Raw genomic sequence first — 19406 nt, 5'->3', positions numbered from 1 at the left:
GTGACGGATGCGCTAGTGGCGGCAGTCCAGGTCCTTCTCAACCAAAATGCGGAGGTGCTGGTTTTCAGCCAGCGGCAGGCTGTGGGAAAAGCCGGTCTGGTCGGTTTCGACCCACTCCTTGGCCAGCGGGAAGGGCACCAGCACGGTGAGCGCACCAGGTTCGTAGTGCACCTGCACGGGCTCGTCGTTGGGCATGGTTTGGGGGCGTTCGGAGCTGCGCTCCAGGGCGTAGGTCAGGCGCTGCTCGGGGTTGAGGCCGAAGTGCACGGCGCCTTCCACGCGGCCGGTAGAGGCAAATTCATCCAGCTCGTTTTGGGAGAGGCGCAGGCGCAGGGTGTCGTCTTCGATGCGGAGTTTCATGGGCGGGAGCGGTGAGTTGGGCGGGATGAAAGTTAAACGTAAGGGGTAGCAGCCCGTTGCCACGATTATGGCTATTGAGCAAGATTTCCGCGCTTACCCTGCTTCTGCCAGCCGCCAGCCGTGGCTGTAGATGTTGAACCGCTCGTTGCGCACGAATCCCAGCACCGTCATGCCAAAACTCTCGGCCGCTTGAATGGCCAGGCTGCTGGGGGCGCCCACGGCCGCCAGCACCCCAATGCCGGCCGCGGCGGCTTTCTGCACCAGTTCGAAGCTAACGCGGCCGCTCACCAGCAGAATATGCTGGTGCAGTGGCAGCCACCCGGCCAGCAGCGCCGCGCCAATCACCTTGTCCAGCGCATTGTGGCGGCCCACATCTTCGCGCAGCAGCAGCAGCTCTCCTTCCGGCGAGAACAGGGCCGAGGCATGCTGGCCGCCGGTTTGCTCAAAGCCGGCTTGGGCAGCGCGCAGCTTCTCGGGCAACTGATGCACCACGGCGGCGCGGAGGTGCGGGCCGGCCGTGGGCAGCACCGGGCAGGAGGCGGTGCGCACGGCGTCGATGCTGGTTTTGCCGCACACGCCGCAGCTGGAGCTGGTGTAAAAATGCCGCTCCATAGCTGCGAAATCGACTTGCACGTGCGCCGCCAGCTCAGCCCGCACGACGTTGCCGGCTTCTTCGGCCTTCTGCACGTCGGGGCAGGGAATGATGCCCAACAAGTCGGTTTGGGACTGAATGAGGCCTTCGGTGAGCAGGAAGCCGGCGGCCAGTTCTTCGTCGTGGCCGGGCGTGCGCATGGTCACGGAAAGGGTGCGGTGCTGGCGCTGGCCGGCCAACTCATAGCCGACGCGGATTTCTAGGGGTTCCTCGGCAGCAAGCTGGTCGGAGGCGGTGATGGGCGGGCCGCTGCCGCTCACTTTTTGGATGGTGGCGAATTCGTAGCTGGCGGCGGGGAGCAGGATGGCGGGGTCCATGGGCGAATGCGGCAAAAAGAACGTCATGCAGAGCGCAGCGAAGCATCTTGCCCGCTACGGGTAAACCAATCGTTCTACAAAAAGGATTAGTGGTGGCGGGCAAGATGCTTCGCTGCGCTCTGCATGACGTTCTTGTGGCGCTCTGCATGACGTTCTTGTGAATCGATTCTACCCTACCAGCCGCCTATGAAACTCAAGAAAATCACCCGCAACCTCACCTTTTGGGTGCTGCTGGCCATTGTAGCCGGGGCGCTGCTGGGCCACTTCCAGCCTGCCACGGCGGTGCAGATGGAGCCGTTGGGCAAGTACTTCATCAACGTAGTGAAGCTGTTCATCAACCCGATTATCTTTCTCACCATCACCTTGGGCATCAGCACGATGGGGGATTTGAAAAAGGTAGGGCGCATTGGCGGCAAGGCACTGTTGTACTTCGAAATCGTGACTACACTGGCGCTGCTCATTGGCGTGGGCGTGGCGGCGTTGGTGCGGCCGGGCGCGGGCGTGAGCACCGGCAAGCTGGATACCGGCAAGGTGGGCGAATTCACCAAAAGAGCCACGGAATTCTCCTGGGGCCACTTTCTAGCTGATAACCTGACGCTGCAGGTGCTCATTGTGGCCATTCTGCTGGGCATCATCCTGAGCAAGTATGCTGGCCGCAAACCCGTCATTCATTTCCTGAAGGAGTGCTCGAAATACGTTTTCCGGGGGCTGCACCTGGTGATGCTGCTGGCGCCCATTGGCGCGTTTGGGGGCATGGCCTTCACCATTGGCAAGTACGGCATTGCCACGCTGCTGCCGCTGGGCAAGCTGATGGTGACGGTGTACCTGACCATGGGTTTGTTCGTGTTCCTGGTGCTGGGGGCCATTCTGCGCTACTGCAACGTGGGCATGTGGTCGTTTCTGAAGTACATCAAAGCCGAACTGCTGATTGTGCTCGGCACGTCCTCGTCCGAAGCCGGCCTGCCGGGCCTGATGGAGAAGCTGGAGCGCATGGGCTGTGCGCAGCCGGTGGTGGGGCTGGTGGTGCCCACGGGCTACTCATTCAACCTCGATGGCACCACCATTTACCTGTCGCTGTCCACGCTGTTTCTGGCCCAGGTATTCCACGTCGAGCTTTCCGGCGCCCAGATTCTGACCATGATGGGCATTCTGATGGTGACGAGCAAGGGCGCGGCGGGCGTGGCGGGCAGTGGCTTCGTGGTGCTGGCCAGCACGCTCACGGCCATGAAGGTGATTCCGGTAGAAGGCCTGGCCCTGCTGCTGGGCGTCGATAGGTTTATGTCAGAGGCGCGCAGCATCACCAATTTCATCGGCAACGGCGTGGCCACCGTCTTTCTGGCCCACAACGAAGGCGCCCTCGACCACGAAATGGCCGTCGATGCCCTAGGCAAGCGCCTGAAACCGCTCCGCTTCCGCCCGGGCTACACCAGCGGCGAGTACCTGGGCGATGCCGCCGAGCAGGCCAGCGAAATGGCCCGCCTGCTGAAGAACAAGAAATAAGCCCCTACCCGAAACCTTTGCCCTGTGGAACAAGCAACCCTGCCCCCGCCCCACCCCGCTCCCACGCGTCCGCCCATCCGCTTCGACCGCAACGAGGTGGCTGGCGCGTTTGGCGACCTCGGCACCGACCTGCCGCTGCTCATCGGCGTCATTGCCGCCTCCGGGATTGATAGCGCGTCGGTGCTCATCCTGTTCGGGCTGATGCAGGTGTTCACCGGGCTGTGGTACCGCATGCCCATGCCCGTGCAGCCACTCAAGGCCTTTGCGGCGCTGGTTATTGCGCAGAAAATCCCCGGGCGCGTCATTTTCGGCGGAGGGCTGGCCATTGGCATCAGCATGTTTTTCCTGTCTATCACCGGGCTCATTGACGGGCTGGCGCGGCTGGTGCCCAAGGCCGTGGTGCGCGGCATTCAGTTTGGGCTGGCCTTGCAGCTGGCCACGCTGGCGCTCACCAAATACGTGGGCGCCGATGGTGCGGTGGGCTACGCGCTGGCGGCGGCGGCCTTTGCCGTCACGGTGGTGCTGTTTGGCAACCGGCGCTGGCCAGCGGCGCTGATTGTCATTGCGCTGGGGGTGGCGTATGCGCTGGTGTTCAAGCTTGACTTCGCCACGGCGCAGAAGGCGGTGGGCCTGCACCTGCCCACCTGGCACCTGCCGCAGTCGGCCGATATTCTGACCGGCGCGGTGTTGCTGGCGCTGCCCCAGATTCCACTCTCGCTCGGCAACTCCATTCTGGCTACCAAGCAGGTGGCCCAGGACTTATTTCCTGAGCGGGAGCCGCTCACGATTAAGAGAATCAGCTTCACCTACGCGCTGATGAACCTTGTGAACCCGTTTTTCGGTGGGTTTCCGGTGTGTCACGGGTCGGGCGGCATGGTGGGGCACTATACGTTTGGGGCGCGAACGGGCGGGTCGGTGGTCATTTATGGCAGCATTTTCCTGGTGATGGGGCTGTTCTTCAGCCAGGGCTTTGCCGATGTGGTGCAGATTTTCCCGTTGCCGGTGCTGGGCGTGCTGCTGCTGTTCGAAGCGCTGTCGTTGGCTACGCTGCTGCGCGACGTGAGCGGCAGCCGGGCCGATTTGCTGGTGGCACTGCTGGTGGGGCTGCTCTGCGCGGGGCTGCCGTACGGCTACCTAGTGGGCTTAATTGTGGGCACGGCCATCTACTACGCAATGCAGCGCGGCTGGGTAGGGCTGGGCAAGCAAACTCACATCTAGCCCGGGTTGAGCAGCGGATACCGTTCCAGCAGCACGGTATTGCCCGCCCGTTGGTACCAGTCATTGAAAACCAGTTCCAGCGCATCTACTTCGAAAGTGCCAAAAGAATGTGCCTGATACTGCCTGATTTTTTCGAGCAGTCTGGCTGGGTTTTGCAGTGGGCGGCGGAAGCGCAAAACCGTGGAATGCGCTGTCTGGATGCTGTAGCGCTGGTCAATGGACTGCTGCAAACCGGCGTTGCGAAAGAAGCTGCGCAGCTCGTCGCGCAGCCGGTTTAGCGTATCATCCTCGGGCACACCCTGCACCATAATGCCTCCCGGCGAGGCCGTCAGCCCAGTGAAGCGGATGCGGAACGGGCGGCAATGCCGGACAATATCCTGTACCGCCGCGCTATACGCGGCCGGGTCAATCAGTTCCAGCCCGAAGCCGCGGTAGCAGGAGATTATGGAGAGAATGGTGAGGTGAATGTCGGACGCGGGGTAATAATATTGCCCGGGCTCGGCCGACCGAAAATCGGCCAGTACGGCCTCCATTTCCCGGATAACGTGCCCCGGCGGCCGGGCCAACAGCGTGATGCCCCGCCGGTCGTCGGCCGCGTCAAGCAGCGGGTCGAGGTCGGCGTCGCCCTGCGCCAGCCGGCACAGGGCCGCCTCCCGCATGGCATCATAGTGGGCCTCCAGATTCATAGGCAATGAAATATCCCGCGCTGCGGGGCCTACAAAAGCCCCCGAATCCACCCGCCATCCACCGGAATGGACGTGCCCGTGATGTAGCTGGCCCGTTCCGAGCACAGAAACGCCGCCAGCGCGGCAAACTCCCGGGGCTCGCCCAGCCGGCGCATCGGAATCTGGCTTTCCCAGCGGGCGGTAGCGTCGGCGGCCGAAATGCCCTCCTTCGCGGCCGTGGCATCGGCCAGGCCCACCACCCGCTCGGTGCGGGTGTAGCCGGGCAGGATGTTGTTGACGGTGATGCCCTGGGCGGCTACTTCCGTGGCCAGGGTGCGGGCCATGCCCGTCACGGCGGCGCGCAGGCTGTTGGAAAGCATCAGGTTTTCCACCGGCTGCTTCACCGAGATGGAGGTGATGTTGAGGATGCGGCCCCAGCCGCGCGCCTTCATGCCGGGCAGCACGGCGCGCGTCAGTTCCACCACGCTGGTGAGGAGGAGCTGCGTGGCGGCCTGCCACTGCTCGGCACTCAGCGTGTCGAAGGTGCCGGCGGGCGGGCCCCCGGCGTTGGTCACCAGCACGTCGATGCGGCCGAACCGCTCCTGCGCGGCTTGTACCACGCGGGCCACGTCGGCAGGGCTGGCCACATCGGTAGCCAGGGCCAGCACAGGCACACCGTGGGCTGCTTCGATGGCGGCGCGGGTTTGTTGCAGGGCTTCATCACCACGGGCGCAGATGACGAGTGACGCGCCTTCGGCGGCCAGTTCTTCGGCCACGGCGCGGCCCAGGCCTTTGCTGGCGGCGGCCACCAGGGCCACTTTTCCTTTCAGTCCAAGGTCCATAACCGGGCTATTTCTGGCGCAGGTAGTCGTCCGATTTGTCGAGCCAGTCCTGACGCGGCGGGCTGAAAATATCCACGTCGAGGGTGTCCTCGATGGCCTCCGCTTTATGAGGAACATTGCCCGGAATGTGCAACACCTCGCCCACGCCCACCACAATGGGCTCGGCGTCTTCAGAACCAATCCAGAAGCGCAGGGCGCCCTCCAAGATGTAGGTAATCTGCTCGTTTTCGTGCTGGTGCAGGGGCACGATGCAGCCTTTTTTGAGGTATACGTGGGCCAGCATCATTTTGTCGCCGGTGATGAGGCGGCGCGAAAGCTGGTCGGTCACCGGCTCGACGGGCATGTCGTCCCAGGTGTATTTGGTGGCGGTGGGGTTTTCGGGCATGGAAGTTTGGAAATAGGAAAGGAGGAACGTGAGAAAAAGAACGTCATGCTGAGCGGAGGCGCAGCCGCAGTCGAAGCATCTCTACCACGTAACTAACCTAAATGTTAGGATTACTTGCGCGGTAGAGATGCTTCGACTGCGGCTGCGCCTCCGCTCAGCATGACGTTTTAATCCCTCTCCCAAAACCTACACCCGCACCCGACTCGCCACCGCCGACACGCACAGCCCCATGAAGGCAATAAACGCAAACGATACCCGCAAACTCGTGGCGCCCGCCACAAAACCAATAATTGGCGGCCCCAGCAAAAAACCGAAGAAGCCAATGGTGGACACCGCCGCCAGCGCCATGCCCGCCGACATGTGCGTGGACCGGCCCGCCGCCGAATACACCAGCGGTACTACCGCCGACGTGCCAAAACCCACCAATAAAAACCCCAGCAGCGCCGTGGGCAGCGAAGGCAAAGCCACCGCAATGCTCAGGCCCGTAGCCGTGAGCAGCCCGCAAAGCTGAATGACGCGGCGGGGCCCGAGGCGCTCAGCCAGCCAGTCGGCCCCGAAGCGGCCCAGCGCCATGGTGCTCATGAAGGCCGTGTAGCCCGCGCCTACCCAGTCCTTATCGGCCTGAATAACTTTCTTGAAATACACCCCGCTCCAGTCAAACATAGCCCCCTCGCAAATGAGCGCGCAGAAGGCAATGGCGCCCAGGCCCAGCAACTCCTTGTCGGGCTTCACGAAGATGGGCTGGTCGGGGTCGACGCCGCTGTCCTGGCGCACGGTGTAGCCGGCACTCACCAGCATGCCCGCGATGATGAACGCGACAATAAGAATGAAATGCACGCCCGGCGTGACGGCGTGCCCAATCATGAACGTGCCAATGGCCGCCGCCACAAAGCCCGCCAAGCTCCACAGCCCGTGGAAAGACGCCATGATGGGCTTGTGCTTATACAGCCGCTCCACGCCCACGGCCTGGGTGTTCACTGAAATATTGGTGAGGTTGCCGCCCACCCCGAACAGCACTAGGCAGGGTATCAGCTGGTACAGGTTATCGGCCCAGCCCAGGCCCAGCAGCGCGGTGGCGTAGAGCACCACGCCCCACAGCACCACCTTGCGGCTGCCCTGCCGGGCCACCAGCCAGCCGGCCAGCGGCAGCGTGAGCAGCTGCCCCAGCGGAATGGACAGCAGCACGCCACCCAACCCGGCTTCTGAAATGCCCATGCGCTGCTGAATGCTCGGAATGCGCGAGGCCCAGGTGGCAAAGCACAAACCCAGCAAAAAGAACAAGGCGCCCACCGCCACACGGTGGGCTTTGCGGGAAATCGGGCGGGCTGATGCAGTCAACGAAATCATATAACACAGGTTCTCACACGCCTGCGGCGGAACTGGTCCAGCGGGTGCGTTTAGCAAAAATACAAGCTCCCCCAACGCCCGCCCGGCAGCAGAAGTTGCTGGATTGGCCAAAACGACGCCCGCCCCGCAGCAAACGATTTCACCACAAAATCTACCTGTATTGACTTGGCAAACCGCAGTCCGTCAGGCATTTCAGGAACCCCGCCACTCCTGGGCAGGCGCCACGCCAAACAGGAGCCAAGGGGCAGAAACAAACGGTGCGACGGCTTCGAGCCGTCGCACCCCACCCATTTCCCAAAGCCTGCTACGCGTTGGTATCGAGCGTAATCTGCGTCACCACATCGCGCAGCAGCAGCGTGATGGAATCGACTAGCGGCTGCAGGGCATCCGCCTGGAAAGGACCTTCCCACTGGTCCAACGCTTCCACCGGCGGCAGCAGCTGCAGGGCCCGCAGGTGCACAATGTTGGGCCGCAGCGTGTGGGCCGTGGTTTTTAGCAGCTTGATGTCGCCTTCCTGCATGCCCAGGCTCAGGTTTTGCGTGGCCTCTTCGCAGCTTTCCACAAAAGTTTCGAGCATGAAGGCCACAAACTCCTGGTCGCCCTGGCCGGCGGCCAGCAAGTCCACGATGGAATAAAGCTTCACTTCCGCGGCCACCGGCGGGGCCAGCGGGGGCGCCAGCAGCTCGGGGTCGGCGGGGCGGGCCGCCGGGGCGGCCGCCGGCTCCAGAGCGGGCAGCGGCATGGTCAGGGCGTAGTCGCCCACCACGCGCAGCAATTCTTCTTCCTTGAAGGGCTTGGCCAGGTAGCCGTCCATGCCCGCCGCAAGGCATTTTTCGCGCTCGCCCTTCACGGCGTTGGCCGTGAGGGCCACAATGGGCGTGGCCAGGCCCAGCTGCTGGCGCAGCAGCGCCGTGGCGGCGTAGCCATCCATCACCGGCATCTGAATGTCCATCAGAATGAGGTCGAAGCGGGTGTGCTGGGCCAGTTCCACGGCCATGGCGCCGTGCTCGGCCTCGGTCACCTGCACGTGGGCGTGGCTGAGGAAGGTTTTGGCAATCTGGCGGTTGAAGCGGTTGTCTTCCACCAGCAGCACCTGCTTGTCGCGCAAGGACTGGCGGGCCGGGCTGTCGGGCGCAAGCACCGCTTTGGGCGTCAGGTCCTCGGCCGTGCCCACGGGCAGGCGCAGGGCAAACGTCATGATGGTGCCCTTGTTGCGCTCGCTTTGCAGCTGCACGTCGCTGCCCATCAGCTTCACCAGGTTGCGGCAAATGCTCAGGCCCAGGCCCGTGCCGCCAAACTTTCGCGTCACCGACGAGTCCTGCTGGCTGAATTCGCTGAAAATGTGGTTCACAAACTCCGGCTCGATGCCAATGCCCGTGTCGGCCACCCGGAACACCACTTCGCCGCCGCCCTGGGGGCAGGGCTGAAAATCGCAGGTAATGGCCACGTAGCCGGTTTCGGTGAACTTGATGGCGTTGCCGGCCAGGTTCATCAGCACCTGCCGGATGCGGTAGGGGTCGCCGAGCAGCACGCGGGGCACGGCCGGGGCCACCCGCGTGAGCAGGCGCAGGCCTTTTTCCTCGGCCTTGTAGTGCAGGGTCTGCTCGATTTCGGCCAGCAGGTGTGTGGGCGTGAACCCCACCTGCTCCAGCGCCATTTTGCCGGCTTCCAGCTTCGAGAGGTCCAGAATGTCGTTGATAATCACCAACAAATGCTCGGCCGACGTGCTAATGGCCTGGCGGTAGCTGTCCTGGTCGGGAGCCAGCTCGGTTTTGGCCAGCAGCTGGCTCATGCCCAGGATGGCGTTCATGGGCGTGCGGATTTCGTGGCTCATGTTGGCCAGGAAAATCTCACGGGCCCGCACCGCACTCTCGGCCGCCAGCTTGGCGTGGCGCAGGGCCCGCTCGGTGGCCACCCGCTCGGTGATGTCGAGGCCATAGGCCACCACCATGCGCGGCGAGCCGTCGGGGTAAAACACGGGCTGCAGGCACCGGAACTGATGCCGCAGGCCCTCGGGCCGGTCAAACGTTTCCTCAAACGTCACCAGCCGCCCTTCGCGGAAGGCCTCGTTCAGACGTTCCTGCCGCTCCTCGGCCAGCGCGATGGGGTAGCCGTACTGCGCGCAATATTCAAAGTTGTCCTTGCCAATCACCCACTCCCGCTTGGTGGGGTCCTTGATGCCGTTGGCGTTCACGAACAGGTAGCGGCCATCGGCATCGAACACGCCGATGTCGCTGGGAATGTGGTTGAGCGTGAACTCAAAAAACTCGCGCTGCTCTTCCAGCTTTTGCTCGGCCAGGCGGCGCTTGGTAATGTCGGTGCCCGTGCCCACCACCATGCGCACCGCCCCGGCGGCGTCCAGTACGGGCACGTAGTAGCGCAACAGCTGGCAAGGACCGTCGGCCGTCATCAGTGTTTCCTCCCAACTGGTTTCGACGCCGGTTTCAAGCACCTGGGCCAGCAGCCGCCGGCGGGTGGCACCAATTTCGGGCGCGACGCCCCGGTGCGCGCAGTACTCGTCGTTGGTTTTGCCAATGACCCACTGCCGCAGCTCGGGGTTGCTGAAGGACTTGGCGTTGACCACCCGAAACCGGTGCTCGGTATCAAATACGGCCACATTCACCTTCAGGTGGTCGAGCACGGCCTGGTAGTATTCTTGTTGGTCGGCCAGCCGCTGCTCGGCGCAACGTAACGCGGCCTGCGACTCAGCCAGTGCCCGGCGCAACTCGGCTACCTGGCCGGATTCGGCCGGTGCATCACCCAATAACTCAGACTGGCTGGCTGAAGGCGTCGCCGTTAGAGTAGAATTGTAGAAATCAGTCATAGAATATAATTACGAACCTGTATAGCACTAGCAAATATACATTAATGCGCTATTCTAACACGCTAATTATCTATCCATTAAATAAAATAAAATTGCACTTTTTATTTGTAATTTATAAGGCTTATTAATCCAGAATGTAACTAGTCGGTGTTAACTACAAGAATACCTAATGCTTGTGCAGCACTTTCTGACCGGCTAAAAAGTCGTAGCCGCGGCCAACTGCTTGAGTTTTCTTCACAGCAAGCCTGCCAATTCACGCTGATACGCCAGGTTATCGGTCAGGCCGTTGTGGCCGGCGCCGGGCAGCAGCACCAGCCGGTCGCTGGGCTTGAGCAACGCCTTCAGCCGGACCGACGACTGGTAGTAAATTACCTCGTCGCGGTCGCCATGAAACAGCACGATGGGGGCCCGCACTTGCGTAATCAGCTCGTTGGTGGGCAGCGGGTAGCGCACCAAAAAGCCCGGTACAAATGGGTAAAGCCGCGTGGCCAGGTCGCGCATGCTGAAGTATGGCGCCTGCAGAATCAGCAGCTTGGGGTGCTGCTGGGCGGCCAGCCAGGTGGCCGGCCCCGTGCCCACGGAGTAGCCCAGCACCACGGTGCGGCTTTCGAGGTATTCGGGTAGTAGCTGGCGGTACGCCGTTTGCACGTCGTTCAGCAGCTGCGGCTGGCTGCTGATGCGGCCCTCGCTTTTGCCGTAGCCGCGGTAGTCGAGGAAGAACACGTCGTAGCCCAGCCGGGTGTAGACGGGCGCGGCAGCGGCCCAGCTACCCACGTCGCCGCCGTTGCCGTGCAGGTAAAACACCAGCCCCCTGGAATTGGGCGCGTGGAACAGCAGGCCGTGCAGGCGGGTGCCGTCGGCCATTTTCATCCACCGCTCCTCGAAGCGACCCGGAAATTTAAATTGATAATCGGCCCGTAGCCGGTTGGGAAAGAACAGCAGGCTTTCCTGCTTGAAATAAAGCGCCGCGCACAGCACCACATATAGCGCCGCCACAACCCCGACCACGATAAGCACCACTTTCATTATCACTGGCTCAGGCCAGCGAATCACCTCGCCTGAGGCCGGCAAGGTAAATCATATGACCTCAAGGCCGCCGCATTAATCGGTGCTCTCCAGCGCAAAGAGCTGTTCCACTGGTTTAGCAAACACAACGGCCAATTTGAGGGCCAGTACGGTTGAGGGCACGTATTTGCCCGCCTCCATGGCGTTGATGGTTTGGCGGCTGACGCCGATGCGGCGGGCCAGCTCTTCCTGCGTCAGGCGGAGGATGGCGCGTTCTACGCGCAAATTATTCCGCATGAGCCGTTGCGTTATCACTCCGGCGCAGCACCACGTGGAACCTGACCAGAAACAGCAGTAACGGGGCAAACATGGCGTAAGTCATTACCGTGAAAAACGACATGCCGCTCACCAGCAAGAAGGCCAGCACCAGCAGGGTACAATAGGCATACAATGCCCACAGCAACGATTCCAAACGGATTTGGCCAATGTATTCGTCTTCTTGCCGTTCGCGTGAGCATGCCGCCATCACGGCCCCGACGACAAACACCACGGCGTATAAATCATGATTTTCCCGCGTCAATTCCATTCCCTTCCCGGCTGGGTCCTGGATGAGCGACGGCAGCCACCCCACCAAATGCGGCAGCGTTATCGCTCCGAAGGTTTCCAGTAGCCACAACAGCAGCGCCAAGCTAGCCATTACCCAACCAATACGCTTGTAGCGGTGGGGAAATAAACAAGAAGTCATCATTACAAAATGCTGATTTGAATGAACAGCATAAATGTATAATATTCCCGTCTTTATGTCAAATGTTTTTTACACAAAGGCAAAATAATAATCCCACTCAACATTTAGCATAAGTGGCTTTACTGCACTACGTTTTGCTTGTCAAAATACCCGCTAGCCCCCAATGGTGGCCATGCTCTCGAAGCTGAGCTGGTGCAAGGGCCGCTGGCGCTCGGCCTCGAAGCCGTTGGCGGCGCGGTGGCGGAAGGCGGCCGAGAGGGCGGCCACAATTTCCTCGTCGGATTTGCCGCCGCGCAGCAGGGCCCGGGTGTCGAGCACGCCCTGGTCGTAGAGGCAGGTTTTGATGCCGCCTTCGGCGGTGAGGCGCAGGCGGTTGCAGGTGCCGCAGAAGGTGCGCGAGTAGGCCGCGATGATGCCCACCGTGCCCCGGTGCCCGGCAATTCGGTATTCCGAAGCCGTAGCGCCGGCGGCTATACTCACCGGAGTGAGCGCGCCAAAATGGTCTTCCAGGTGCTGACGGATGCGGACGTGGTTCCAGGGCAGCGAGGCGGGGCCGGCCTCGTGGCTGCCGCCGTTGAAGGGCATTTCTTCGATGAAGCGCACATCAACGGGCAGGTCGCGGCAGAGGGCGGCCAGGGGCACCAGGGCGTCGATGTTCTGCCCGTCCATTACTACAGCGTTGATTTTCACCTGAATACCGGCATCAAGCAGAGCGTGAAAGGTTTCCAGCACCTTGGGCAGCTCGTCGCGCCGCGTGATTTGGAAGAACCGTTCGCGGTCTAGCGTGTCGAGGCTCAGGTTCACGGCCTTTACGCCCAGGCGGGCCAGGGCGGGCACGTGCGGCGCGGTGAGCACGCCGTTGGTAGTCAGGCTGATGTCTTCAATGCCGGGCAGCTCGGCCAGGCGCTCCATGAAGGGCACCAGGTCGCGCCGCACGAAGGGCTCGCCACCGGTGAGGCGCACTTTGCGCACGCCCAGGCCGGCCAGCAGGCCGGTGAGGCGCAGCATTTCCTCATAGCTCAGCAGCTCGTGCTTGGGCATGTACTTGATGCCTTCTTCGGGCATGCAGTAGAAGCAGCGCAGGTTGCAGCGGTCCGTCACGGCCAGGCGCAGGTATTCCAGCGGCCGGCCGTGCTGGTCGTAGAGCGGAGAGACGGTCGGCGGGGCCGGGGCGGGGAGAGATGGAAGCACGTTTATCACCAATTTTGCCCGGCTGTACGTAAGACTGCCGGCCTGCGGTAAACCCCGGACGTAGGAAAGGTGTTCAGGCCACAGCCCAAAGCGCCGCCAGCGGCCGGTTCTCGCCTTAAAATTTACGTCGAAAGATATGTCCTTAAAAGTCGCCCTCTTCGGCATCACCCGCGAAATTGTGGGCACGTCCGTCATCGAACTGCCGGCCCCCGCCCCTACCACCGTGGGCGAACTGCTGGCCGAAATGCGCCGCCAGTACCCCGCGCTGGGCGAGTTGCGCAGCTGCGCCGTGGCCGTAAACAATGAATACGCCAGCGCCGATATGCCCTTGCATACAGTGGACGAAATTGCCCTAATTCCGCCCGTGGCTGGGGGGTGATGTAGCGCGGACTTTTAGTCCGCGAGTGCGCTGAATCCGAATGAACCGCCCAACTCGCGGACTAAAAGTCCGCGCTACTTACATGACTCCTACCCTTTCCATCACCGACCAGCCCATTGACATTGCGGCCGCCCTCGCGGCCGTGCAGACGGATGCGGCCGGAGCGGTCAATTCCTTTATTGGCACGGTGCGCAACCAGTCGGGCGGACGCCCGGTGCGCCGCCTGCACTACGAGTCCTACGACAGCATGGCCCTCACGCAGCTGGGCCACGTGGTGGCGCAGGCCTACGAAAAGTGGCCTATGCTGCAGGAAGTGGCCGTGGTGCACCGCAAAGGCACGCTGGAGCTGGGCGATGTGGCCGTGGTGGTAGCAGTAGCCACGCCACACCGCGCCGAAAGCTTCGCCGCCTGCCAGTTCATCATCGATACGCTGAAGCAGGTGGTCACCATCTGGAAGCGCGAGGAGTATGAGGACGGGACGGAATGGGTGGCGGCGCATCCGTAGCCGGCTAACACAGTTGTCATGCTGAACGCAGTGAAGCACCTTATCACGCCAGAACAGACCGTTCCAACGTGATAAGGTGCTTCACTGCGTTCAGCATGACAGCCGAAAAGCGAGGGAGTTGCTACTTGCTCGGAATCAGGTACCCCAGCGAGAGCTGGAAGGCCGAGTGACGGGCATTTTTCAGGTCGCCGTTGAAGTAGGTGCCGTTGTCGGATTTCACGAAGTCGTTGAAGGCGCCGGTGTAGCGCAGGTTCAGGCTGAATCCGTTGTCGGCTTCGTAGCCCACGCCGGCCACGTAGCCCAGCTCGTTGCGGTTGAGGCCGCTTATGTCGGTTTTGTTCTGCGACTCGGTGGTGGTGGGCGTGCCACCCAGGGCCGGGGTGGTTGTGGTTTTGGTCTGGTTATTGGCGCTCAGCAGGTACGAATACTGCGGGCCGGCTTCGAAAATGAGGCCCGAGGCGCGCACTTTCAGCAGCACGGGCACGTCGAGGTAGTTGTAGTTCACGCTGCCCTCGCGCTGCTGCTTGGCTCCGAGCAGGCCGGTGTATTCAGTTGGCTTGTTCTCGAAGCCTTTCTGCGAATACAACACCTCGGGCTGGAGCGACAGAAAGCCGTCCTGAATAATGGGCACGTTGAGCATAGCGCCGCCCAGGAAGCCGAATTTGTTGTTGTAAGTATCCTGATTCTGAATGTTGCCGGCCAGGTTGGAATAGTTGGCCCCGGCGCGCAGGCCGAGGCGAATGCCCTGGGCCCGGGCCGATGAAACAGCGGCCGTGGCCAGCAGCGCAGCGGCTACAATTGCAGTCTTTTTCATAATTAAATAGCGTTGGTTGATAAGACGTGTCGCGGGCACTTCTATCAAAAACGTGCCAACGCACGCCCCCAACGCCTATTGGGCAAATAATACTCTGAGCAGTAGGGCAAAAAATAACCGCCGGGCGGGCGGTTATTTTTTCAGATGGGACACGGCTAGCGGCTACCGCTCAGCTCCTGCGTGGCGGCGGCGCGCTCGGCGGGCGTGTTCACGTTGCGCAATTCATCGGGCGCGGGCGGGGCCAGCAGCTCGATGTCGGAATTGATGAGGGCCTTGCGCGGGCAGGAGTAGCCCAGGCTCAGAAACCGCAGCAGCTGCCCGTAGCCGCGCGGCTCCCAGATGCTCACCAGCGGCTCCGGAAATTCATCCCACGGGCTGCGAAACGAGGTGGCCATGCGCGCCGGCTGGCGGTTGCTCACCAGATATTCCAGCGTGCTGCGGGTGAGGAAAGGCAGGTCGCAGGCCAGCACCAGCCACGCCGCGTTGGGGTCGGCCTGGAAGGCAGAGAGGATGCCGCCCAACGGGCCGAGGTTCAGGAAGGTATCGGGCAGGGCCGTGAGGCCGGCGGGCAGCTCGGCGGCCTGGTCCGGGCGCACGGACACGCGCACGTCGGGGCAAAACTCGGCCAGCAGCGCGGCGGTGTGCTGGCGCTGGTCGAGGCCGTGGTAGTGCAGGGCCCCTTTGTCGGTTTGCATGCGCTCGCTGCGGCCGCCGGCCAGCACGAGGCCGCGCAGCACCGGTACCGCCAGCTGGTACCACTGCCGTGTGAAGGCCGCTATTTTGGCCGTGTCGTGGAGAGGCAGCACGGGCGGCAGCGGCGCGGCGCTCAGGTGCTCCCGCAGCACGGCGGGCAATTCGGTCTGGCCTTCGGCGAGGAGAATCAGGCGCACGTCGGTGAGGCGGTCGAGCTTCTTGTCGAGCGGCTTGCGCGGGTCGACGATGACGACCTGCTGGCGGGCGCGGAAATGGTTGCCGTTTATCAGGATGATGCTTTCGTGGGCCAGCAGTTCGGGCTGGGAGAACTTGTCCAGCACCCGCGTGAGGTTGAGCTGACGGTAGGTGATTTTATCCACCAGCTCGGCCGAAAGACCATTATGGGCAACATAAGGCAGGGGCTTAGCGGCAGATGCCACCGATTCTTCCGCCGCCGCGGCGTCGCCGGAAGCGTGGTCGGCATCCACGTAGGCCACGCGCAGGGCCGGGGCCAGTTGCGGCAGCAGCCGGGCCACTAGCGTTTGAATATCGCCGCAGGGCGCGCCCAGAATAGCCAGTTCGTGGCGGCCAAATTCGCCCACATCGGGCCGGGCCAGGGCGGCGTGTTTGGTGCGTTTTACAGTTGTGCCTGATTGACTTTCCATGTCGGAATTTACGAATTTTCGGCGCGATGAAAGTCTTTTTTGCCGCCGGTTTTGGCAATAAGCTGCACGTTATCAATCGTGATATCATGCGAAAAGGCCTTGCACATGTCGTAGATGGTGAGGGCGGCTACGGTGGCGCCGGTCAGGGCTTCCATCTCCACACCGGTGCGGCCCGTGACCACGGCGGTGCACACCACGCGCAGGGCGGCGGGGCCATCGGGCTCAATGGTGATGCTGCAATCATCCAGGCCCAGCGGGTGGCAAAGCGGGATGAGGTCGGCCGTTTTTTTGGCGCCCATGATGCCCGCCAGGATGGCTGTGTGGATAACCGGGCCTTTGTGCGAGGGCATTTCGCCGGCCTGCACGCGGCTCAGCAACTCCTCGCCCAGCACCACGCGGCAGTGGGCGCGGGCCACGCGGCGGGTGGGCGTTTTCTGGCCGACATCGACCATGGTGGGTTGGTTGGCGGCGTTGACGTGGGTGAAATTTTTGGTGAGCATAAGGCTGTAGAGACGTGTGAAGGCGCCGAATCGTTGGGCAGATTGTAGCGCGGACTTTTAGTCCGCGCCTCTTAACGACAACCGGGGGGCGTGGTGTCGCGGACTAAAAGTCCGCGCTACGTTTCATCTAGCCAACAGCGGCGGCGAATTGTTTTGCCGCAAACTATTGGGCCGGGTAGCCGTTTTCTACCCACTGCCGGGCCAAACGGTTCTGGCAGCCCGGCAAATTCCGCCGCATCGGCTCACCCAAGCCGCTCCTTTTCCCCTGAATTTAGTATGAGCAATACCGCATTAGTCGTGGGTGCCAGCGGCATCATCGGCAGCAACCTGGCCCAGGAACTGCTGGCCCACCACTGGCCCACCTACGGCCTGGCCCGCCGCCCCGGCACCGACATTCCCGGCCTGCAACCCGTGGCCGCCGACCTGATGGCCCCCGCCAGCCTCGAAACCGCGCTGGCTGACATCCGGCCCACGCACGTCTTCATTACCAGCTGGATGCGCAACGACACCGAGGCCGAAAACATCCGCGTGAACAGCGCCATGGTGCGCAACCTGCTTGCCGTCCTCGGCCCGAAACATTCGGTGCAGCACGTGGCCCTGGTCACCGGCCTGAAGCACTACCTGGGGCCGTTTGAGGCTTACGTGAGCGGCGGCGTGGCCCCGCCCACGCCGCTGCGCGAGTCGCAGCCCCGGCTGGCGCTCGACAACTTTTACTACGCCCAGGAAGACGAAGTGTACGCCGCCGCCGCGCGCGACGGCTTTACCTGGAGCATCCACCGGCCGCACACCATCATCGGCAAGGCCGTGGGCAACCTCATGAATCTGGGCACCACGCTGGCCGTGTACGCCAGCATTTGCAAGGAAACCGGCCGGCCCTTCCGCTGGCCCGGCTCCAAAGCGCAGTGGGAAGGCTTGTCGGACGTGACCGATGCCCGCGTCATCGCCAAACAGCTGGTGTGGGCCGCCACCACCGAAGCCGCCCGCAACGAAGCTTATAATGTGGTGAATGGCGACGTTTTCCGCTGGAGCCAGCTGTGGGGCCGCCTGGCCGAGTGGTTTGGCGTGGAGGCCATGGGTTTCGATGGCAGCATTCACCCGCTGGAAGCCGAGATGGCAGGCGATGCGGAGCTGTGGCGCGACATTGCTACGAAGCATGGTTTGGCCGAAGCCGATTTAAGCCGCCTAGCCTCGCCCTGGCACACCGATTTGGACCTGGGCCGGCCCATCGAGGTGATGACCGACATGGCCAACAGCCGCAAGCGCGGCTTCACGGTGTTTCAGAGCACGGAGGACTCGTTCTTCGATTTATTTGCCAAGCTGCGCGAAGACCGGCTGATTCCGTAGAGCTGGCACAACCCATCCGGAACGTCATGCTTCGGCTGCGCTCAGCATGACGTTCAGTTTTCTTTGACCTACCAATACCCCGCACTGCCACAGGTCCCCCCCATGCTCTCCCCCGCCGAAGCCACTGTCCGCGTCCTCGCCACCGCCCGCCCGCTGCCGCCCGAAACCGTGGCCCTGCCCCACGCCGCCGGCCGCATCCTGGCCGAAACCCTGGCGGCCGACCGCGACTTCCCGCCCTTCAACCGGGTGGCGATGGACGGCATTGCAGTGAGCTTCGCGGCTTGGGCCGGCGGGCAAACGGCGTTCGAAATCCAGCACGCCCAGTACGCCGGGGCGTCGCCACGGCCGCTGCTTAGCCCCCAGCAGGCCGTGGAGGTGATGACGGGCGCGGTGCTGCCCGTTGGCACCGATGTGGTAGTGCGCTATGAGGACATTCTGCTGGCCGATAACCGCGCCACCATCCAGATTCCGCCGCCGGCCGCGCCCGGCGTCAACATCCACCACCAGGCGGCTGACCGCCGCGCCGGCGATACCCTGCTACTACCCGGCACCCGCCTCGGCCCCGCCGAGCTGGCCGTGGCCGCCACCGTGGGCGCGGCCGAGGTAGCCGTGCTACGCGCGCCGCGCCTGGCCGTGGTGAGCACCGGCGATGAGCTGGTGGGCATCAATGCCGTGCCGCTGGCGCACCAGATTCGGCGGTCCAACGTGTATGCGCTGCAGGCCCTGTTTGCGCAGGCGGGGGCCGCGGTGTCGATGTTTCACCTCTCCGACTCATTGGACGAGTTGCGCGACGGGCTGACCAAAATCCTGGGTGCCGGCTTCGATGCCGTGGTGCTGAGCGGGGCCGTGAGCAAGGGCCGCGCCGACCACCTGCCGGTCCTGCTCCGCGAGCTGCACGTTGAGGAAATTTTCCACGAAGTGCAGCAGCGCCCCGGCAAGCCGCTGTGGTTTGGGGCGCAGGCCGGCGGGCCGGTGGTGTTTGGGCTGCCCGGCAACCCGGTGTCCACCTTCGTCACGGCCTGCCGCTACGTGCGGCCCTGGCTGCGCGCCGTGCAGCAGCCCGAAGGCGCGGCCGAAACGGCGGCTATCGAAGCGCCCCAGCCGGCCGTGCTCACCGTCGATATCACCTTCAAGCCCCAGTTCACGCACTTCGTGCCCGTGCGCCTGACCGTGGACGCGGAGGGCCGCCGCTTGGCCACGCCGCTCCGCGTGGGCGGCTCCGGCGACATGATGGGGCTGGTGGGCGCCACCGCGTTTCTGGAGCTGCCGCCGGAGCCGGCGGTGTTCCCGGCCGGCAGCGTGTGGCCGGCGTGGGCGCTGTAGGCCCAAATTTTGCATAACTCCTGGGAGATGACTGCGTAAACCCACAGGAGCCGTAGCGCCAGCGGCTGAATGTGGAGGGTGGCCCGGCGCATTGGCCACCGTCTTTTTTTCTCACCGCAACCCGCCCCGATT

Annotated in this window: 20 protein-coding genes; 6 read left to right on the top strand and 14 right to left on the bottom strand. The window is 63.0% G+C overall.

Going from position 1 to position 19406, the window contains the following annotated elements:
- Positions 1-12: 12 nt before the first annotated feature.
- On the bottom strand, positions 13-360 hold the full coding sequence (locus Q4S41_RS01520) for a DUF7009 family protein (protein WP_305029366.1): 348 nt from the start codon (positions 358-360) through the stop codon (positions 13-15).
- A 93-nt stretch (positions 361-453) separates the two neighbouring features.
- Positions 454-1356 (bottom strand): formate dehydrogenase accessory sulfurtransferase FdhD, encoded by a 903-nt coding sequence (fdhD, locus tag Q4S41_RS01515; protein WP_305029365.1) that lies wholly within the window; start codon positions 1354-1356, stop codon positions 454-456.
- A 159-nt stretch (positions 1357-1515) separates the two neighbouring features.
- Between fdhD and Q4S41_RS01510 the strand changes: the two genes are divergently transcribed.
- Together Q4S41_RS01510 and Q4S41_RS01505 are read left to right on the top strand one after the other, a co-directional pair.
- Positions 1516-2829: a cation:dicarboxylate symporter family transporter gene (locus Q4S41_RS01510; RefSeq protein WP_305029364.1), complete on the top strand. Its 1314-nt coding sequence runs from the start codon at positions 1516-1518 to the stop codon at positions 2827-2829.
- Between the two features lie 24 nt (positions 2830-2853).
- On the top strand, positions 2854-4047 hold the full coding sequence (locus tag Q4S41_RS01505) for a putative sulfate/molybdate transporter (RefSeq protein WP_305029363.1): 1194 nt from the start codon (positions 2854-2856) through the stop codon (positions 4045-4047).
- Here the strand turns inward: Q4S41_RS01505 and Q4S41_RS01500 are convergent.
- From Q4S41_RS01500 to moaA, 9 genes are all read right to left on the bottom strand, one after another.
- Complete coding sequence (locus Q4S41_RS01500) at positions 4044-4733, bottom strand: 2'-5' RNA ligase family protein (RefSeq protein WP_305029362.1); 690 nt, start codon at positions 4731-4733, stop codon at positions 4044-4046. The genes Q4S41_RS01505 and Q4S41_RS01500 overlap by 4 nt on opposite strands.
- 29 nt (positions 4734-4762) lie before the next feature.
- Positions 4763-5554, bottom strand: a complete 792-nt coding sequence (locus Q4S41_RS01495; RefSeq protein WP_305029361.1) for an SDR family oxidoreductase — start codon at positions 5552-5554, stop codon at positions 4763-4765.
- Positions 5555-5561: 7 nt separating this feature from the next.
- On the bottom strand, positions 5562-5939 hold the full coding sequence (locus tag Q4S41_RS01490; RefSeq protein ID WP_305029360.1) for a cupin domain-containing protein: 378 nt from the start codon (positions 5937-5939) through the stop codon (positions 5562-5564).
- A gap of 186 nt (positions 5940-6125) precedes the next feature.
- Positions 6126-7286: an MFS transporter gene (locus Q4S41_RS01485; protein WP_305029359.1), complete on the bottom strand. Its 1161-nt coding sequence runs from the start codon at positions 7284-7286 to the stop codon at positions 6126-6128.
- Between the two features lie 304 nt (positions 7287-7590).
- Positions 7591-10110: a response regulator gene (locus tag Q4S41_RS01480; protein WP_305029358.1), complete on the bottom strand. Its 2520-nt coding sequence runs from the start codon at positions 10108-10110 to the stop codon at positions 7591-7593.
- A gap of 234 nt (positions 10111-10344) precedes the next feature.
- Positions 10345-11136, bottom strand: coding sequence for an alpha/beta hydrolase (locus Q4S41_RS01475; RefSeq protein WP_305029357.1), 792 nt, complete (start codon positions 11134-11136; stop codon positions 10345-10347).
- 75 nt (positions 11137-11211) lie between these two features.
- Positions 11212-11412 (bottom strand): helix-turn-helix transcriptional regulator, encoded by a 201-nt coding sequence (locus Q4S41_RS01470; RefSeq protein WP_305029356.1) that lies wholly within the window; start codon positions 11410-11412, stop codon positions 11212-11214.
- Positions 11402-11863, bottom strand: coding sequence for a hypothetical protein (locus tag Q4S41_RS01465; RefSeq protein ID WP_305029355.1), 462 nt, complete (start codon positions 11861-11863; stop codon positions 11402-11404). Before Q4S41_RS01465 ends, Q4S41_RS01470 begins: the two co-directional genes overlap by 11 nt.
- A gap of 150 nt (positions 11864-12013) precedes the next feature.
- Entirely contained in the window at positions 12014-13051 is a 1038-nt protein-coding gene (gene moaA / locus Q4S41_RS01460) for a GTP 3',8-cyclase MoaA (protein ID WP_305029354.1), read from the bottom strand.
- Between the two features lie 136 nt (positions 13052-13187).
- Between moaA and Q4S41_RS01455 the strand changes: the two genes are divergently transcribed.
- Positions 13188-13430, top strand: a complete 243-nt coding sequence (locus Q4S41_RS01455) for a MoaD/ThiS family protein (protein WP_305029353.1) — start codon at positions 13188-13190, stop codon at positions 13428-13430.
- A gap of 82 nt (positions 13431-13512) precedes the next feature.
- The gene (locus Q4S41_RS01450) at positions 13513-13935 is read left to right on the top strand and encodes a molybdenum cofactor biosynthesis protein MoaE (RefSeq protein WP_243515981.1); all 423 of its coding nucleotides are present in this window, start codon (positions 13513-13515) and stop codon (positions 13933-13935) included.
- A gap of 121 nt (positions 13936-14056) precedes the next feature.
- Here the strand turns inward: Q4S41_RS01450 and Q4S41_RS01445 are convergent, their stop codons facing one another.
- The 3 genes from Q4S41_RS01445 to moaC all read right to left on the bottom strand — a co-directional run bounded on the left by Q4S41_RS01445 (position 14057) and on the right by moaC (position 16607).
- On the bottom strand, positions 14057-14749 hold the full coding sequence (locus tag Q4S41_RS01445) for a porin family protein (protein WP_305029352.1): 693 nt from the start codon (positions 14747-14749) through the stop codon (positions 14057-14059).
- A 155-nt stretch (positions 14750-14904) separates the two neighbouring features.
- Positions 14905-16107: an NTP transferase domain-containing protein gene (locus Q4S41_RS01440; RefSeq protein ID WP_305029351.1), complete on the bottom strand. Its 1203-nt coding sequence runs from the start codon at positions 16105-16107 to the stop codon at positions 14905-14907.
- 8 nt (positions 16108-16115) lie between these two features.
- Positions 16116-16607, bottom strand: a complete 492-nt coding sequence (gene moaC, locus Q4S41_RS01435) for a cyclic pyranopterin monophosphate synthase MoaC (protein ID WP_305029350.1) — start codon at positions 16605-16607, stop codon at positions 16116-16118.
- 276 nt (positions 16608-16883) lie between these two features.
- On the opposite strand from moaC, the gene Q4S41_RS01430 reads away from it, so the two are divergent.
- Together Q4S41_RS01430 and Q4S41_RS01425 are read left to right on the top strand one after the other, a co-directional pair.
- A complete protein-coding gene (locus Q4S41_RS01430) occupies positions 16884-17951 on the top strand; it encodes an SDR family oxidoreductase (protein WP_305029349.1) in 1068 nt (355 codons plus the stop codon).
- A 102-nt stretch (positions 17952-18053) separates the two neighbouring features.
- Positions 18054-19274 (top strand): molybdopterin molybdotransferase MoeA, encoded by a 1221-nt coding sequence (locus Q4S41_RS01425; RefSeq protein ID WP_305029348.1) that lies wholly within the window; start codon positions 18054-18056, stop codon positions 19272-19274.
- The last annotated feature ends 132 nt before the right edge of the window (positions 19275-19406 follow it).

The sequence above is a fragment of the Hymenobacter convexus genome, assembly GCF_030580955.1.
In the GTDB taxonomy this organism is placed as follows: domain Bacteria; phylum Bacteroidota; class Bacteroidia; order Cytophagales; family Hymenobacteraceae; genus Hymenobacter.
This window is presented reverse-complemented; position numbering and strand designations above follow the sequence as displayed.

Excerpts from the sequence above, each read along its gene's own strand:
- Q4S41_RS01520 (WP_305029366.1), bottom strand. The coding sequence starts at position 360 with ATGAAACTCCGCATCGAAGACGACACCCTGCGCCTGCGCCTCTCCCAA.
- fdhD (WP_305029365.1), bottom strand. The coding sequence starts at position 1,356 with ATGACGTTCTTTTTGCCGCATTCGCCCATGGACCCCGCCATCCTGCTC.
- Q4S41_RS01510 (WP_305029364.1), top strand. The coding sequence starts at position 1,516 with ATGAAACTCAAGAAAATCACCCGCAACCTCACCTTTTGGGTGCTGCTG.
- Q4S41_RS01500 (WP_305029362.1), bottom strand. The coding sequence starts at position 4,733 with ATGAATCTGGAGGCCCACTATGATGCCATGCGGGAGGCGGCCCTGTGC.
- Q4S41_RS01495 (WP_305029361.1), bottom strand. The coding sequence starts at position 5,554 with ATGGACCTTGGACTGAAAGGAAAAGTGGCCCTGGTGGCCGCCGCCAGC.
- Q4S41_RS01490 (WP_305029360.1), bottom strand. The coding sequence starts at position 5,939 with ATGCCCGAAAACCCCACCGCCACCAAATACACCTGGGACGACATGCCC.
- Q4S41_RS01485 (WP_305029359.1), bottom strand. The coding sequence starts at position 7,286 with ATGATTTCGTTGACTGCATCAGCCCGCCCGATTTCCCGCAAAGCCCAC.
- Q4S41_RS01480 (WP_305029358.1), bottom strand. The coding sequence starts at position 10,110 with ATGACTGATTTCTACAATTCTACTCTAACGGCGACGCCTTCAGCCAGC.
- Q4S41_RS01475 (WP_305029357.1), bottom strand. The coding sequence starts at position 11,136 with ATGAAAGTGGTGCTTATCGTGGTCGGGGTTGTGGCGGCGCTATATGTG.
- Q4S41_RS01470 (WP_305029356.1), bottom strand. The coding sequence starts at position 11,412 with ATGCGGAATAATTTGCGCGTAGAACGCGCCATCCTCCGCCTGACGCAG.
- Q4S41_RS01465 (WP_305029355.1), bottom strand. The coding sequence starts at position 11,863 with ATGATGACTTCTTGTTTATTTCCCCACCGCTACAAGCGTATTGGTTGG.
- Q4S41_RS01455 (WP_305029353.1), top strand. The coding sequence starts at position 13,188 with ATGTCCTTAAAAGTCGCCCTCTTCGGCATCACCCGCGAAATTGTGGGC.
- Q4S41_RS01450 (WP_243515981.1), top strand. The coding sequence starts at position 13,513 with ATGACTCCTACCCTTTCCATCACCGACCAGCCCATTGACATTGCGGCC.
- Q4S41_RS01445 (WP_305029352.1), bottom strand. The coding sequence starts at position 14,749 with ATGAAAAAGACTGCAATTGTAGCCGCTGCGCTGCTGGCCACGGCCGCT.
- Q4S41_RS01440 (WP_305029351.1), bottom strand. The coding sequence starts at position 16,107 with ATGGAAAGTCAATCAGGCACAACTGTAAAACGCACCAAACACGCCGCC.
- moaC (WP_305029350.1), bottom strand. The coding sequence starts at position 16,607 with ATGCTCACCAAAAATTTCACCCACGTCAACGCCGCCAACCAACCCACC.
- Q4S41_RS01430 (WP_305029349.1), top strand. The coding sequence starts at position 16,884 with ATGAGCAATACCGCATTAGTCGTGGGTGCCAGCGGCATCATCGGCAGC.
- Q4S41_RS01425 (WP_305029348.1), top strand. The coding sequence starts at position 18,054 with ATGCTCTCCCCCGCCGAAGCCACTGTCCGCGTCCTCGCCACCGCCCGC.